Source organism: Pseudomonas sp. AK181 (assembly GCF_051122975.1).
Lineage (GTDB): Bacteria > Pseudomonadota > Gammaproteobacteria > Pseudomonadales > Pseudomonadaceae > Aquipseudomonas > Aquipseudomonas lactis.
Map to the genome: position 1 here is coordinate 4236835 of NZ_CP146348.1, position 15782 is coordinate 4252616.

8 protein-coding genes are annotated in these 15782 nt (G+C 62.4%); 5 read left to right on the top strand and 3 right to left on the bottom strand.

Features of this window, described 5'->3' with window-relative positions; all coding sequences use genetic code 11:
- Window positions 1-354: 354 nt before the first annotated feature.
- Together V8689_RS19365 and pap are read right to left on the bottom strand one after the other, a co-directional pair.
- A complete protein-coding gene (locus tag V8689_RS19365) occupies window positions 355-1539 on the bottom strand; it encodes a thiolase family protein (protein ID WP_056786052.1) in 1185 nt (394 codons plus the stop codon).
- 209 nt (window positions 1540-1748) lie between these two features.
- Window positions 1749-3263, bottom strand: a complete 1515-nt coding sequence (pap, locus tag V8689_RS19370; protein WP_003192747.1) for a polyphosphate:AMP phosphotransferase — start codon at window positions 3261-3263, stop codon at window positions 1749-1751.
- A 154-nt stretch (window positions 3264-3417) separates the two neighbouring features.
- Here pap and mnmC point away from each other — a divergent pair, with 154 nt between their 5' ends.
- The gene (mnmC, locus tag V8689_RS19375; RefSeq protein WP_056786054.1) at window positions 3418-5397 is read left to right on the top strand and encodes a bifunctional tRNA (5-methylaminomethyl-2-thiouridine)(34)-methyltransferase MnmD/FAD-dependent 5-carboxymethylaminomethyl-2-thiouridine(34) oxidoreductase MnmC; all 1980 of its coding nucleotides are present in this window, start codon (window positions 3418-3420) and stop codon (window positions 5395-5397) included.
- A gap of 42 nt (window positions 5398-5439) precedes the next feature.
- Here mnmC and V8689_RS19380 read toward each other — a convergent pair whose 3' ends face one another.
- Window positions 5440-10254, bottom strand: a complete 4815-nt coding sequence (locus V8689_RS19380) for an NEL-type E3 ubiquitin ligase domain-containing protein (RefSeq protein ID WP_056786056.1) — start codon at window positions 10252-10254, stop codon at window positions 5440-5442.
- Between the two features lie 366 nt (window positions 10255-10620).
- On the opposite strand from V8689_RS19380, the gene V8689_RS19385 reads away from it, so the two are divergent.
- From V8689_RS19385 to V8689_RS19400, 4 genes are all read left to right on the top strand, one after another.
- Window positions 10621-12393, top strand: a complete 1773-nt coding sequence (locus V8689_RS19385) for an N-acetylglutaminylglutamine amidotransferase (protein WP_434520583.1) — start codon at window positions 10621-10623, stop codon at window positions 12391-12393.
- Window positions 12394-12396: 3 nt separating this feature from the next.
- A complete protein-coding gene (ngg, locus tag V8689_RS19390; RefSeq protein ID WP_056786261.1) occupies window positions 12397-14142 on the top strand; it encodes an N-acetylglutaminylglutamine synthetase in 1746 nt (581 codons plus the stop codon).
- Window positions 14143-14296: 154 nt separating this feature from the next.
- A complete protein-coding gene (locus V8689_RS19395; RefSeq protein WP_032896028.1) occupies window positions 14297-15481 on the top strand; it encodes an osmoprotectant NAGGN system M42 family peptidase in 1185 nt (394 codons plus the stop codon).
- Window positions 15482-15553: 72 nt separating this feature from the next.
- Entirely contained in the window at window positions 15554-15781 is a 228-nt protein-coding gene (locus tag V8689_RS19400; RefSeq protein WP_003192759.1) for a YheU family protein, read from the top strand.
- Window position 15782: the final 1 nt, after the last annotated feature.

Consider the following 15782-nt stretch of genomic DNA (forward strand, 5'->3'; position numbering starts at 1 on the left):
GGCCGCCTTCGCGAGCAAGCCCGCTCCCACAATTGGATTGTGGGGTGTCAGGTAGAGAAGTGTCGGCTGGTAGGCCGTCATCGCAGGCAAGCCAGCTCCCACAGTTGGATCGTGGGGTGTCAGGTAGAGAAGTATCGGTTGGCAGGCCGTCATCGCAGGCAAGCCAGCTCCCACAGTTGGATCGTGTGGTGTCAGGTAGAGAAGTATCGGTTGGCAGGCCGTCATCGCAGGCAAGCCAGCTCCCACAATTGGATCGTGGGGTGTCAGGTAGAGAAGTGGCGGCTGGCAGGCCGTTATCGCAGGCAAGCCAGCTCCCACATTAGCCCTCCCACACTGGCGCTGTTCCAACCGCAGTCAGCGCACGGCTTCGAAGAGCCCGGTGGCACCCATCCCGCCCCCCACGCACATGGTGACTATCCCATAACGCAGATTGCGCCGTTGCAACTCCCGCACCAAATGCCCAACCTGCCGCGAACCGGTCATGCCAAACGGATGCCCGATGGAAATGGAGCCACCGTTAACGTTGTACTTGGCGTTATCAATCTCCAGACGATTACGCGCGTAGAGGCACTGAGAAGCAAAGGCCTCATTGAGCTCCCACAGGTCGATATCCGCCACCTGCAAGCCCTTGGCCTTGAGCAACTTGGGCACCGAGAACACCGGGCCAATGCCCATTTCATCCGGCTCGCAACCAGCCACGGTAAAACCACGGAAGAACGCCTTAGGCTTGAGCCCCAGTTCCAAGGCTTTCTCCAGGCTCATCACCAGGCTCATCGACGCACCGTCGGAAAGCTGCGAGGAGTTACCTGCCGTCACCGAGCCATCCTCGGCAAATACCGGCTTCAAGCCGCTGAGGCTGGCCAGGGTAGTGTCCGGGCGGTTGCAGTCATCCCGGTCGACCACGCCATCCAGGATCTGCACCGCGCCAGTGTTCTTGTCCTCGACCTTGTACTTGACCGCCATCGGCACGATTTCATCGTTGAACAAGCCATCCGCCTGGGCCTGGGCGGTGCGTTGCTGGCTTTGCAGCGCATAAAGGTCCTGGTCTTCGCGGCTGACGTGATAGCGCCGCGCAACGATTTCGGCGGTCTGCCCCATGGGGAAGTAAATGCCCGGCACCTGTTCTTTAAGCAGCGGGTTGATCAGGTTATCGGTGTTGACGCTCTTCATGGTCAGGCTGATGGACTCCACGCCACCGGCAACAATGATGTCGCTGCAACCCGAAGCGATCTGGTTGGCGGCAATGGCAATCGCCTGCAAGCCCGAGGAACAGAAACGATTGAGGGTCATGCCCGCCGTACCGGTACCCAGTTGCGAAAGCACCGCCACGTTACGCCCGATGTTATAGCCCTGGGCGCCTTCGTTGGAGCCGGCACCGACAATGCAATCTTCCACCGTCGCCGGGTCGATACCATTGCGGGCCAGCAGCGCATTGACACAATGGGCCGCCATGTCATCGGGACGGGTCTGGTTGAACTTGCCGCGAAAGGATTTGGCCAGGCCGGTTCGCACGCTGTCGACGATCACTACTTCACGCATGGGCTACCTCGATCTTGTGGTTGTGGATCGAGGATAGAGCCGGGCCGGGCGGACCGCGATGATCATTCACTGCGTGGATGCAAAAGCATGGGCCCTCTATGGGCCTCTGTAGGAGCGAGCTTGCTCGCGAAAAACTAATAGGCGCCGCGTTCACTCAGGAAGCACGCGTTATCGTTGACGTTTTTCGCGAGCAAGCTCGCTCCTACAGGCTATTTCTTTTTCTTCTTGTCGTGCTTGTCGGTTTTATCAAACGCCTCTTCCAGCGCACGGTTGATGGTGCGCAGCACCTTGACCCGCGCCCAGCGCTTGTCATTGGCTTCTACCAGGGTCCAGGGCGCCACCTCGGTGCTGGTGCGGTCAACCATGTCGCCCACCGCCGCACGGTAGTCGTCCCACTTGTCGCGGTTGCGCCAGTCGTCTTCGGTGATCTTGAAGCGTTTGAAGGGGATCTCCTCTCGGGCCTGGAAGCGCTCCAGCTGCGTCTCCTTGTCGATGGCCAGCCAGAACTTGACCACAATCACCCCCGCATCGCGCAGTTGCTCTTCAAAGTCATTGATCTCGCCATAGGCACGCATCCAGTCCGCCGGGGTGCAAAAGCCTTCGATGCGCTCCACCAGCACGCGGCCGTACCAGGAGCGATCAAACACGGTGAACATGCCGCGCGCCGGGATTTTCTGCCAGAACCGCCAGAGATACGGCTGGGCACGTTCGTCTTCGCTGGGCGCGGCAATCGGCACGATGTGGTACTGGCGCGGATCCAGCGCGGCTGCCACACGACGGATCGCCCCGCCCTTGCCCGCCGCGTCGTTGCCCTCAAACACGCTTACCAGCGCGTGCTTGCGCATGCGTTTGTCGCGCATCAGCCCAGAGAAGCGCGCCTGCTCGGTAATCAGTTGTTCTTCGTAATCGTCCTTGTCCAGACGCAGGGTCATGTCGAGGCTGTCGAGCAGGCTCTTTTGGTCCACCGAAGCTAGCAACGGCGCCGGGTTCATGCCGCTGGCCTTGACCTTGGCCTGCTTCAAGGCACTTTGCAGCCCATCCAGCAGGATCTTGCCCACCGTCAGCCCACGGTAATGCGGGTCGACGCCTTCGATCACATGCCACGGCGCGTAATCGCGGCTGGTGCGGCGCAGCACGCGCTCACCGAAATGCACGAACTTGTCGTAGGTCTTGGACTGCTGCCAGTCCAGGGGGCTGATACGCCAGCTGTGCAGCGGGTCGTCGGCCAGGGCCTTGAGGCGCGCCTTCATCTGTTTTTTGGACAGGTGGAACCAGAACTTGAAAATCAGCGCACCTTCATCGCAGAGCATCTTTTCCAAGCGTTCGGCACCGGCAATGGCCTGATCCAACCGCGCATCCTTGATCTGCCCATGCACCCGACCTTGCAGCATCTGGCTGTACCAGTTGCCGAAGAAAATGCCCATGCGGCCCTTGGCCGGCAGTTGCCGCCAGTAGCGCCAGGCCGGCGGGCGCGCCAGTTCTTCGTCGGTCTGCTGGTCGAAGGTGCGCACTTCGATCAGGCGCGGGTCCATCCATTCATTGAGCAGCTTGACGGTTTCGCCCTTGCCCGCGCCCTCGATGCCGTTGATCAGGATGATCACCGGGAAGCGCTTCTGCTGTTGCAACTCATACTGAACCTCCAGCAAGGCTTCCCGCAGGGCCGGCACTTCGGCGTCGTAGGTGTCTTTGTCGATGGCGTGACCGATTTCGGCGGATTCGAACATGGGCAGCTCCGTTTCAAGATGGCTCAAGACTAGCGGATTGGGCCCCGACACGCGCAAGGAAATACACGCCACTCTTGCCATGGGTCAATTCAACGCCCGTTGATCGGCTAGAATGGCCGCCTTGTCTTTGCCCGCTTTCATTTTATGAGCCGCCATGAACCCCATCACCCACGCCCAGCTCGACTGGGATGACCAAGGCCGCCCGCATTCGCGGGTGTTCGACGATGTGTATTTCTCCGACCAGTCGGGCCTGGAAGAAACCCGCTACGTGTTCCTGGAGCAGAACCGCTTGCAGGACCGCTTCGCCGCCTTGCCGGCGGGTGGGCGCCTGGTGATTGGTGAGACCGGCTTCGGCACCGGCTTGAATTTCCTCTGCGCCTGGCAGTTGTTCGAGCAGCACGCGGTGGCCAGTGCGCGGCTGCATTTTGTCAGCGTGGAAAAATACCCGCTCAGCCATGCCGACCTGCAACGCGCCCTCGCCCTCTGGCCCGAGCTGCAACCCTTGGCCGAGCAACTGCTGGGGCAATACATTGCCATCCACCAGGGCTTCCAGCGCCTGGTACTGGACAACGGCCGAGTGACCCTGACCCTGTTGATCGGCGACGCGCTGGAACAGTTGCCGCAACTGGACGCCCAAATCGACGCGTGGTTTCTCGACGGGTTCGCCCCGGCGAAAAACCCCGACATGTGGACCGCCGAGCTGTTCGCCGAACTGGCACGCCTGGCGGCTCCAGGCTCGACCATCAGCACCTTCACCAGCACCGGCTGGGTAAGGCGGTTGATCAATGCCGCCGGGTTCAAGATGAAACGCACGCCGGGCATCGGGCATAAGTGGGAGATCCTGCGTGGGGAGTTTGTCGGTTGGCCCGAGGACACGCCCAGGCCCGCCGCCACCGCGCCTTGGTTCGCACGCCCGGCACCGCACGCTGGCGAACGCCGCGCCCTGGTGATCGGCGGTGGGCTGGCCGGGTGTGGTACGGCGGCCAGCCTGGCGGAGCGGGGCTGGCAGGTGTGTTTACTGGAACGTCACACCGCCCTGGCGCAGGAAGCGTCAGGCAACCCCCAAGGCGTGCTGTACCTGAAGCTGTCAGCCCACGGCACGACGCTGTCGCAGTTGATCGTCAGCGGCTTCGGCTACACCCGTCGGCTGCTGGAACATTTGCAACGCGGCGTCGATTGGGATGCCTGCGGCGTGCTGCAACTGGCCTTCAATGCCAAGGAAGCCGAACGCCAGGCGCAACTGGCCAACGCTTTTGCGCCCGATTTGTTGCACAGCGTGGACGCGGCCCAGGCCCAGGTACACGCCGGCATCCCGCTGGAGCTGGGCGGGCTGTTTTTCCCCGAGGGCGGCTGGGTGCATCCGCCGGCCTTGTGCGAGTGGCAAGCTCGACATCCGAATATCGAGGTGCGTTTGCATCAAGAGGCACTGACGTTGCAACGCATCGATGGGCAATGGCAAGCCTGGGACGGTGACACCCAGGTGGCGGCTGCGCCCGTGGTGATACTGGCCGGCGCCGCCGAGATCAAGCGCTTTCCCTTCAGCGCCGCGCTGCCGCTCAAGCGCATTCGTGGGCAAATCACGCGCTTGGCGCAAACCGCCCAAAGCCAGCCGCTGAGCACCGTGGTGTGCGCCCAAGGCTACGTCGCGCCAGCACGGTTGGGCGAACATACCCTGGGCGCCAGCTTTGACTTCAACAGCGACGACCTTACGCCCACCCTCGCCGAACACGCCGACAACCTGGAGATGCTGCGGGAAATCTCCCCGACGCTGCTGCACGCTCTGCACCCCGACACTGCGGCGCTGCACGCTTTGGAAGGCCGCGCCGCCTTCCGCTGCACCAGCCCCGACTACCTGCCGATTGTCGGCCCGCTGGCCGATGCCGAAGCGTTCGCCCAGGCCTACGCGATACTGGCACGGGATGCCCGACAAGTCCCCCAAACGCCCTGCCCCTGGCTGGACGGCGTGTACATCAACAGCGGCCACGGCTCGCGCGGCCTGATCACCGCGCCGTTGTCAGCACAACTGCTGGCGGCATGGCTGGACAACGAACCGTTGCCCTTGCCCGTCAGCGTGGCCCAGGCCTGCCACCCAAACCGATTTGCCTTGCGCGAGTTGATTCGGCGTAAGACGTGATGCCCGCCAATTAAGAAGGTGCATTTCAATCCAGTGTGGGTGCTAGCGGATCTCACACACCCCCAGCTCGTCTGCGCGCATGGCAGCCAGAGTCAGGCACTGTAACTCGGCGTCTTCGGCCACTGTCTGTTCAGTCAGGATGCTGTCCATGCGCGAACGGTAGAGCGCATCACTGAGCGTTTCACGCTGGTCGAACACCGCCTGTATGCGTGTTTCGAATGGCGCATAAAGCTGCGAAAAACGCGTGGCGTAGGCGCGCTTGAGGTAGTCCGTCCAGAACGGCAACTCATTCAGAAACCGCAAGAGCGCCGGCGACACCTCGGCTGCCTTGACCTGAAGTTCGGCCTCGCTCAAGGCCGCCGGCGTTACGCCGCTCAACCGGGCATAGCGCATATGCCGCGGTTGCCCCGGCAGGTAGAACCGGCTGGCCAAGCCGGTACGCAAGGCCAGGCTGACCTCCAGTGGATCGGTGCCGGGATGGTTGAGGCTGTGATTGAGAGCAATGCGCTCCAGGCGATCGAGCCGAAACAAGCCCCGCCCCAGTGCCAACAAGGGCCGTGCGGAGAGCTGCCCACCCTCGATCTGTTTTCGCGCATCACTGATTTCCACCAATATTTCCAAGGCACTGAAACTTACCGCCGCGCCATCATCACAGTTGAATGGCGTAGCGGCGCGCTCAAACACTTCCTCGGCCAGGTCAGCACGCTGGCTGCTCGCCTCCAGCACACGCCATACCCGCTGCGCCATATCTTCACGTACGTGCTCGCTGTCTGCCGTGCCTCGCAGTTCGGCCAACAGTTTGAACAGCCCGTCACTGCGCGGCTCGTCCTTGAGCATTTGCCAGATCGTCTCCTTGCGCGGGGAGTCCGCCAAGCGTGAGTCGGGCATCCACAGCGCGCGCGCGGCTTGCTCGTTCAGACGCGCGATATCGTCCTCATAGACCCCCATGCCCACACCGCGCTGGCGCCGGTAGTCGAGGACTTTGCGGCGGGTTGCCGCCGACAGCGGGTTTTGGCGCAAATTGATGACCTGGGTTCTTTCCCGGCTGGCGTCGAACAGCCAGGCCGGCAGTTCGGTTATATCGTTCTGGCGCAGGTCGACATTTTCCAGGTAAGGCAAGCGCCAGAGGTTTTCGGGAAAGGTCTTGAGCTTGCACTCGCGCAACACCAATTGGCGCAAATCGAGCATCCGCTCAACCAGCGGCGGATCGATCAATGGGTTGCCCGCCAAGTTGAGTAACTTGAGCTGTCGCAAATCCGCCAGCTTGGTGCGCGTATAGGCCGTCAGCACCAGTTTATTGCCATCCAGGTACAAGGATTCGAGTTGCGGCATGTGCGAGAGGATTTCCGGCAGGCGCGTCAAACGGTTGCCCGACAGGTCCAGGGATTTGAGCCCGGTGAAATGCTTGAGGAAGTAAGCGACCCCGTCACCGGCGCCCATGTTTTTCAGGCCCAGGTGGCGCACATGTTCGAAGTTGATCTGGGCCGGCAAGGTTGGCAGCGGCCCGCCGAGCATGTCGTCGAGTGTCAAGCGCGACGCTTCACCCACACCACTCATGCGTCGCCAACATTCCTCGATCCGTTGCGCGATGATCTTGCGGCTCAGGCGTGCATCCGCCAATGGGCCGGTGACCTTGGCCAGCGCCGCCTCATCGCTGCGCCAGGCAGCGAGCACAGAGCGCAAGGTTTCATAGCTCTGCTGCAACGCCTTGAGCGCTTGCGCGCGGGCCAGATGATCCGCCCCCAGCGCCTCGATAAAGGTCGACGCCTGGGCGTTATCAAACAAGGGAAAGAGTTTTTTCGCCTTGCGCAGCAAGGCCGGTGGCTGGGGCGCAACCTCGGGCGCGGCGGCTTGTACGCATCCTTCGCGCCACGCCGGCAAGGGTTCAGAGGACGGCTGGCGCAGGTAGCGGGCGATCCCTGTGCGCTCATCGGTGACCCGCCAACGCAACTTCAATTGCAGCTTCATGGCGCCCCGCTCGCCCGTGTCATAGATGCCCAAGCCGGTGCGTTGTGCAGGCGACAACGTACTGAGCAGTGCCTGGTAAAAGCCGGACGGGCCAGGTACCGGATCGTGCAAGGCAACACCCTGCTCATCAAAGGCCTGATAGCCTTGCGCAGACTTGACCACTTTGCGTAAAACGCTTGCCGACGCACTTTCCTGCTTGCCCAGCAAGGCGCCGTCCAGGGCCTGCGCGTGCAGCTGCACACGCAAGGCTGCCGGCCACCCCGGCAACTTGCCAAGCAAGGCAATCGCCAGGCGCTCGGTCGGTGCGGTGGCCAGTTGCGGTAAATAAAACCCCGCCACCGCACGGTCCTCTTGCAGCGTTTCCAGCGCCTGCTGCGCACGGTGTGCCAGGCCCAGGGGCACTCGGCGGGCGTTGTGCAGGTATAGACGTTCCAGTGAGGAGGACTGGGCCACCAAGTGCTCTGCCATTGGAGTCGGCAGTTGCGGGAAGTGACTCTTGAGCAGCGCCGCGCTGCCCCGAGGGAGTGGGTCTGCGGCGGTGCAAAGCTGCTCGAACAACGCCCCGTAGTGCGCTTTGACCACGTTCAACAGGCGGGCCGACAAAACCTTTTGTGCTTCATCCGGCTTGAGGTTAGCCCCGAGCAACGCCTCGCGCTCTTCATGACTCAGGGCGTCGAGCAAGGTAGGCATCAACTGCCCGTTGTGAATTTGCTGTTCACTGACGTGAATGCTCAAGTCTTCATAATCAAACGGCGCCGTGTCCGGGAACCGGCGAAGCAAGTTGCCGTGCTCATCCAGCAGCTCAAAGAATCGCCCCTGGGGCCAGCCCTTTAACAGGGGCAAGGCCAGCATTTGCAGGGGGGCGGTGGCTGGATCGGTGTGGCTCTGAAACTGTAACTGCCAGATCAGGTCGCGAATCAGTTGTTCCTGACGCCAGCGCACCACACTGTCATGCAGACGTTGCGGCAAGGCCTGGTTGTACTCCACCAATTGCCGCAACCAGGGCAGTTGGCTGTCGGTGGTGCTGATGATTTCATCCAGCCGCCCCTCCGGCAGTGATTTGAGGCCAGGCGCCAGGCGCTCCAGTACATAGGCCGGACTGTGCCATTGATCGACCTGCTCGGACTGATGGCGCCACCCGCCGAAACCGTTGTATTCGAGCAGCGGGCTGTAAGCGGTTTCACGTAGCGGGTGAGCCACACGCCAGCGACCGAGCGCGGCATCAAAAAAAATGCGGTATAGCGCGCCGTCAATCTGAGCATAAGAGCGGCCCTTGTGTTGATAGATGCCTCGGTAACTGGGGGTGGCAAGCACTTCATCATCGATGGTTTGTTGATAGGGGCGCAGGTCACGCCTCCAAAGCCTGGGCTTACCGCCCGGCATTCGCACCGCGTCAAACTGCTCGAAGAAGGCCGCGGAAGACGCCGGCGTGTGCCTGAACAACGAGCCGACGACCTTGCTTCCCGCCGCCAACAGCACCATTGAGCCCACGCCTTCGGCTACGTTGAACACGTGCTCCAACGCCTCGGTCTTGCGTTGATGTCGCCAGTCTTCAACGCCTTCATATACCTCCCCCAGCAACTGCCCGACCCCCACGCCGAGCATCATCTGGCCCAGGATGGGAATGAACAAACCGGCGACATTGGCCAAGGTCAAACCCAGCTCCACATAACGCTGCAGCAACGCCGTGCGCGCCTCTTCGTCCACATCCGCCACCGGCACCGCCAGTACCCTGGCGTCCAGTTGCGCCTTGCCCACATACACGTCGAAGAAAAACCGCGACAGGCTGACGGCAACCGACACCGGCTCCAGGCTCTCCACGGCATTACGCGTATCGAACCGCAGGAAGAAATCCAAGCGTTCGGACTCATCCAGATAGCCCTTGAAAAACTCACGATACGCAGGCACCTGCAACTTGGAGGACAGGTAACCCTTGAAATCCTCCAGCGCGTCGTATTCGAACCACGGTCGTTCCGGCTCGCTGGGCATGTACACCACGCAATGCCCAGTAGGCAGGCTGCTTGTGGCCCCGCCGGAGAACACCAGCACGCTCCAGATGCAGGCCTCATCCACATTCAGCCCCTGCCAGGTCAACGCCTGCCCATCCATCAGCACATGCTTGATCGGCGGAGTATCGCCATTGCTTCTGAGTACCTTGGTCAACAGCTCACCTGTGTCTTTGCTCACATGCCCTTTGCCCAAGGCCATGTGCAGATCCAGGCGCATGTCACACAGCTTGAGTTCACCAACGTCCCGCGCCACCGGGTTGTACAGGTCGGCACTCGATACCTCGGTGGGTGCCGGCAAATCAAACACCTCACGCAGATGGCGTTGGTAGGTGCTGCCCACATCCAACTCACGGCAGTAGCGCACAAATTCAAGGGCGCTGAGGGAGTCGACCTCCAGGCCGGTGGCTGCACTGCGAATCAATGCACCCACCGCCAGGCCATTGGCCTGCGCACGTGCGGCGCTGAAGTTCTGCATGGCGGCCTGCAGCAGGGTGTGCTTGACCACAGTAACGGTCACCACCATTGGCCCGATCAGGTCGGGGTTGAGGTTCGTCATTTCGCGGTGTGGCAGTTCCAGCACATCGTGCTGCACATCCAGCGCGTGCCCCTTGGACAGCAGAAAGGCTTCGAGACGCTCCATGCAAAACTGATCGAGAGGTTCCAGGGCCGCCAGCCGCGCACTGACGCTGTCCTGCAACGGCCCTCTGAGTACATGGCCGCGCCAAATGTGCACGAGTGTTTCGGGTTCGGCCTTTACCACCCAGCCGGGCAGGGTTTCGAGGAGCGCTTGGGCAATATCCAGGTCCTGGGTCATTTGAAGTAACTTGCCCGGCAATTGGGCCTTCACTTGCGGGCTGACTGATTCGCTTATCTGCGGCATGCGCGCTCCCTGGGCTGGAGCCCGCCGCACCGGCCTTGTCCTTGATTTAAATGCATCGATGACCTTCCTTGATTGCACTGACTGAGAGCGTTCCACCATAAGCCCGGCGCGAAGGTCGAAGGGTTTGAATAGTCGTTGGGTTCGCGCGGTTAACGACCCGTAATTTGCATCGAATTCGCATGTATGTACCGCGCGTTGCGCGCAAGCCGCGCCGGTTGGCAAATTGGAGACAGGCCATTAGCCACATACGCCTTATAACTTATCGTTCTAAAACTCCCTGGTTTTGCCTGGGTCAGTTTCTGGGTACGCGCCTTCTTGGCGTATTGAGTGTTGCCCCTCCCCAACGGAAAAACCGGTAAGGAATTTATGTGTGGATTAGCTGGCGAGTTACGCTTTGATCATCAACCTGCCGACCTGGCAGCCGTAGAACGCATCACCCATCACCTCGCCCCCCGAGGCCCCGACGCCTGGGGTTTTCATGCCCAAGGGCCGATTGCCCTGGGCCACCGCCGCCTGAAAATCATGGACCTGTCGGACGGCTCCGCCCAGCCGATGGTCGACGCCCACCTGGGGCTGTCCCTGGCCTTCAATGGCGCCATCTATAATTTCCCGGAGCTGCGCCAAGAGCTGGAAGCCTTGGGTTACGCCTTCTATTCCGGTGGCGACACCGAAGTGTTGCTCAAGGGTTATCACGCCTGGGGCGAAGCGTTGCTGCCCAAGCTCAACGGCATGTTCGCTTTCGCCATCTGGGAGCGTGATGCCCAGCGTCTGTTCATCGCTCGTGACCGTCTGGGGGTCAAACCTCTGTACCTGTCGCGCACCGGCCAGCGCCTGCGCTTTGCCTCAGCGCTGCCCGCGTTGCTCAAGGGCGGTGACATCAACCCGATCCTCGATCCGGTCGCCCTCAACCACTACCTGAATTTCCACGCCGTGGTGCCCGCACCGCGCACGCTGTTGGCCGGCATCGAAAAGCTGCCGCCTGCCAGTTGGATGCGCATCGACGCCAGCGGCAAGACTGAACAGAAAACCTGGTGGACTCTGCCCTACGGCCCCCATGAGGACGAAAAACACCTGACCCTGGAAGACTGGACCGATCGCTTGCTCGACAGCACCCGCGAAGCCGTGGCCATTCGCCAACGTGCGGCGGTGGATGTGGGTGTGTTGCTGTCCGGCGGCGTCGACTCGAGCCTGCTCGTCGGCCTGCTGCGCGAAGTGGGCGTGGAGGATTTGTCGACCTTCTCCATCGGCTTTGAAGACGCCGGCGGCGAACGTGGCGATGAGTTCCAGTACTCAGACCTGATCGCCAAACACTACGGCACCCAGCACCACCAACTGCGCATCGCCGAAAGCGAGATCATCGAGCAACTGCCGGCAGCCTTCCGCGCCATGAGCGAGCCCATGGTCAGCCATGACTGCATCGCCTTCTACCCGCTGTCGCGGGAAGTGGCCAAGCATTGCAAAGTGGTGCAGAGCGGCCAGGGCGCCGATGAACTGTTCGCCGGTTACCACTGGTACCCGCAAGTGGACGGCGCCAGCGACCCGTATGCGGCCTATCGTGAGGCGTTTTTCGACCGCAGCTACGACGACTACGCGGCCACCGTCGCGCCCAAATGGCTGACCGCCAACGACGCTGCCGGCGACTTCGTGCGCGAGCATTTCGCGATGCCCGGCGCCGACGCGGCCGTGGACAAGGCCCTGCGCCTGGACAGCACGGTGATGCTGGTAGATGACCCGGTCAAACGCGTGGACAACATGACCATGGCCTGGGGCCTGGAGGCGCGCACACCGTTCCTCGACTACCGCCTGGTAGAACTGTCAGCACGGGTGCCGGCCAAATTCAAGCTGCCCGACGGTGGCAAACAGGTGCTCAAGGAAGCGGCGCGCCGAGTCATCCCCAGCGAAGTCATCGACCGCAAGAAAGGCTACTTCCCCGTGCCCGGCCTCAAGCATCTGCAGGGCGATACCTTGAACTGGGTGCGCGAGTTGCTGCTGGACCCGAGCCAGGACCGTGGGTTGTTCAACCCGGCCATGCTCGACCGCTTGCTCACCGACCCGCAAGGCCAACTGACCCCGCTGCGCGGCTCCAAGCTGTGGCAGCTGGCGGCGCTGAACCTGTGGCTGAGCGAACAAGGAATCTGATCCATGAAACCGAATGCCGCGGCTTACAGCCAACGCTTACTCAAAGGCCAGGCGCCGACCTACGAGCGCCTGCAAGCGCGCCTGGCCGAAGATGGCAGCGCGCTGGCCGCCGACCCGATTGCCGTGCATTGCGGCTGGGGCCGGTTGTTGATCGGCCACACCTTTCCCGACCCGGCAAGCCTGGCCCAGGAACTGCTCAACGAGCAGCCCGGCGAGCGCGATATCGCGCTGTACGTGGCCGCGCCCCAGCAGATCCTGGGCATTGACCCGCAGCAACTGTTCCTCGACCCGTCCGACACCCTGCGCCTGTGGTTCACCGACTACCGCCCGGCCACCCGCGTGTTTCGCGGTTTTCGCATTCGCCGGGTGCAGAGCGAGGCCGACTGGCAAGCGGTCAACCACCTGTACCAGGGGCGCGGAATGCTGCCGGTTGACCCGGAACGCCTCACCCCACGTCATCAAGGCGGCCCGGTGTATTGGCTGGCCGAAGATGAAGACAGCGGCGCGGTGATTGGCAGTGTGATGGGCCTCAACCATCACAAGGCCTTCCACGACCCGGAGAACGGTTGCAGCCTCTGGTGCCTGGCCGTCGACCCGCAATGCACACGCCCTGGCGTCGGTGAAGTGTTGGTGCGCCACTTGGTGGAGCACTTCATGAGCCGAGGCTTGAGCTACCTGGACTTGTCGGTGCTGCACGACAACCGCCAGGCCAAGAGCCTTTACGCCAAGCTCGGCTTTCGGGCGTTGACCACCTTTGCGATCAAGCGCAAGAACGGTATCAATCAACCGCTGTTCCTGGGCCCAGGGCCCCAGGCGGAGTTCAACCCTTACGCGCGCATCATCGTCGAAGAAGCCCATCGGCGCGGCATTGATGTGCAGGTCGACGATGCCGATGCGGGCCTGTTCACCCTCAGCCACGGCGGGCGTCGCGTGCGTTGCCGTGAGTCCCTGAGCGACCTGACCAGCGCCATCAGCATGACCCTGTGCCAGGACAAGAGCCTGACCCACAAGGTACTCAAGGCGGCGGGCCTGCATGTGCCGGTGCAACAGTTGGCGGGCAGTGCCGACGACAACCTGGAGTTTCTCGACGAACACCAGCGCATCGTGGTCAAGCCGCTGGATGGCGAGCAAGGCCATGGCGTCGCCGTGGATTTGCAGAGCATCGAGGAGGTGCAGCAGGCGATCGAAGCCGCGCGCCAGTTCGACAGCCGCGTGTTGCTGGAAAGCTTCCACGAAGGCTTGGACCTGCGCATCCTGGTGATCGGTTTTGAAGTGGTCGCGGCTGCGATTCGTCGCCCTGCCGAAGTGATCGGCGACGGTCAACATTCGATTCGCGCGTTGATCCAGGCGCAAAGCCGTCGTCGCCAGGCAGCCACCGACGGCGAGAGCAAAATCCCGCTGGATGCAGAAACCGAGCGCACCCTCAAAGCCGCAGGTTACGACTACAACAGCATCCTGCCCCGTGGCGTGCAACTGGCCGTGCGACGCACCGCCAACCTGCACACCGGGGGTTGCCTGGAAGATGTCACGGCGATCCTGCACCCCACGCTGGTGGACGCGGCCGTGCGTGCGGCCCGTGCCCTGGATATTCCCATGGTCGGCCTGGACCTGATGGTGCCTGCGGCCGACCAGCCGGAGTATGTGTTTATCGAAGCCAACGAACGGGCCGGCTTGGCCAACCATGAACCGCAACCCACGGCAGAGAAGTTTGTGGATTTGTTGTTTCCACACAGTCAGCCGGCTACCTGACTACCGATCATTCCCACGCTCCGCGTGGGAATGCAGCCTGTGACGCTCTGCGTCACCACAGCGGACGCAGAGCGTCCCTGAGGCGTTCCCACGCAGAGCGTGGGAACGATCACAGAGCGTGGGAACGATCGCCCTCAACTCATCAGGAGTTTCCATGACCCGAACCATTCCCGAACCCGATCTGGCGTACCTGCAAAAAGTGCTGCTGGAAATGCTCGCCATTCCCAGCCCCACCGGCTTTACCGACACCATCGTGCGCTACGTCGCCGAACGCCTGGAAGAACTCGGCATCCCGTTTGAAATGACCCGGCGCGGCACCATTCGCGCCACCCTCAAGGGCCAGAAAAACAGCCCTGACCGCGCCGTCTCCGCGCACCTGGACACCATCGGTGCCGCCGTGCGTGCGATCAAGGACAACGGGCGCCTGACCCTGGCGCCGGTGGGCTGCTGGTCGAGCCGCTTTGCCGAAGGCAGCCGTGTCAGCCTGTTCACCGACAACGGCGTGATTCGCGGCAGCGTGTTGCCGCTGATGGCTTCCGGTCACGCGTTCAACACCGCCGTGGATGAAATGCCGGTGAGCTGGGACCATGTGGAACTGCGCCTGGACGCCTACTGCGCCACGCGTGCTGACTGCGACTCCCTGGGAATCAGCGTCGGCGACTATGTGGCCTTCGACCCGCTGCCCGAGTTCACCGAAAGCGGGCATATCAGCGCCCGCCACCTGGACGACAAGGCCGGCGTCGCCGCCCTGCTCGCCGCGCTCAAGGCCATCGTCGACAGTGGCCAGCCCCTGCTGATCGACTGCCACCCGCTGTTCACCATCACCGAAGAAACCGGCAGTGGCGCAGCGGCCGCCCTGCCCTGGGATGTGAGTGAGTTTGTCGGCATCGATATCGCCCCGGTTGCCCCCGGCCAGCAGTCCAGCGAACATGCGGTGAGCGTGGCCATGCAGGACTCCGGCGGCCCCTATGACTATCACCTGTCCCGCCACTTGCTGCGCCTGGCGTCGGACAACGACCTGCCGGTGCGCCGCGATCTGTTCCGCTATTACTTCAGCGATGCGCACTCGGCGGTCACTGCCGGCCATGATATTCGCACCGCGCTGCTGGCCTTCGGTTGTGACGCCACCCATGGCTACGAGCGTACCCATATCGACAGCCTGGCCGCCCTGAGCCGCTTGCTGGGCGCCTACATCCTCAGCCCGCCGGTGTTTGCCAGCGATGCGCAACCGGCCCAGGGTTCACTGGACCGGTTCAGTCATCAGATCGAGCATGAAACGCAAATGGAGAGCGACACCCGCGTGCCGTCGGTGGACAGCCTGGTCGGCCAGAAGTCCTGACGCGGTGAGTTGATACTGGCAACAAAGGTCCCGGCACAGTAGCATCGCCGGGACCTGACACCTGAGGCTTGTATGCTGATTCCCTACGACGCACTTGAAGTCGACACCCTCACCCGCCTCATCGAAGACTTCGTCACCCGCGACGGCACCGACAATGGCGACGACACGCCACTGGAAACCCGCGTGCTGCGCGTGCGCCAGGCGCTGACAAAAGGCCAGGCGCTGATCGTCTTCGACCCCGAGAGCGAGCAATGCCAGTTGATGCTCAAGCACGATGTGCCCAAGCACCTGTTCGACTGAA

What these genes read in the sequence shown, in the direction of transcription:
- V8689_RS19365 (WP_056786052.1), bottom strand. Translation starts at nt 1,539, where the DNA reads ATGCGTGAAGTAGTGATCGTCGACAGCGTGCGAACCGGCCTGGCCAAA.
- V8689_RS19380 (WP_056786056.1), bottom strand. Translation starts at nt 10,254, where the DNA reads ATGCCGCAGATAAGCGAATCAGTCAGCCCGCAAGTGAAGGCCCAATTG.
- V8689_RS19395 (WP_032896028.1), top strand. Translation starts at nt 14,297, where the DNA reads ATGACCCGAACCATTCCCGAACCCGATCTGGCGTACCTGCAAAAAGTG.
- ngg (WP_056786261.1), top strand. Translation starts at nt 12,397, where the DNA reads ATGAAACCGAATGCCGCGGCTTACAGCCAACGCTTACTCAAAGGCCAG.
- V8689_RS19385 (WP_434520583.1), top strand. Translation starts at nt 10,621, where the DNA reads ATGTGTGGATTAGCTGGCGAGTTACGCTTTGATCATCAACCTGCCGAC.
- pap (WP_003192747.1), bottom strand. Translation starts at nt 3,263, where the DNA reads ATGTTCGAATCCGCCGAAATCGGTCACGCCATCGACAAAGACACCTAC.
- mnmC (WP_056786054.1), top strand. Translation starts at nt 3,418, where the DNA reads ATGAACCCCATCACCCACGCCCAGCTCGACTGGGATGACCAAGGCCGC.
- V8689_RS19400 (WP_003192759.1), top strand. Translation starts at nt 15,554, where the DNA reads ATGCTGATTCCCTACGACGCACTTGAAGTCGACACCCTCACCCGCCTC.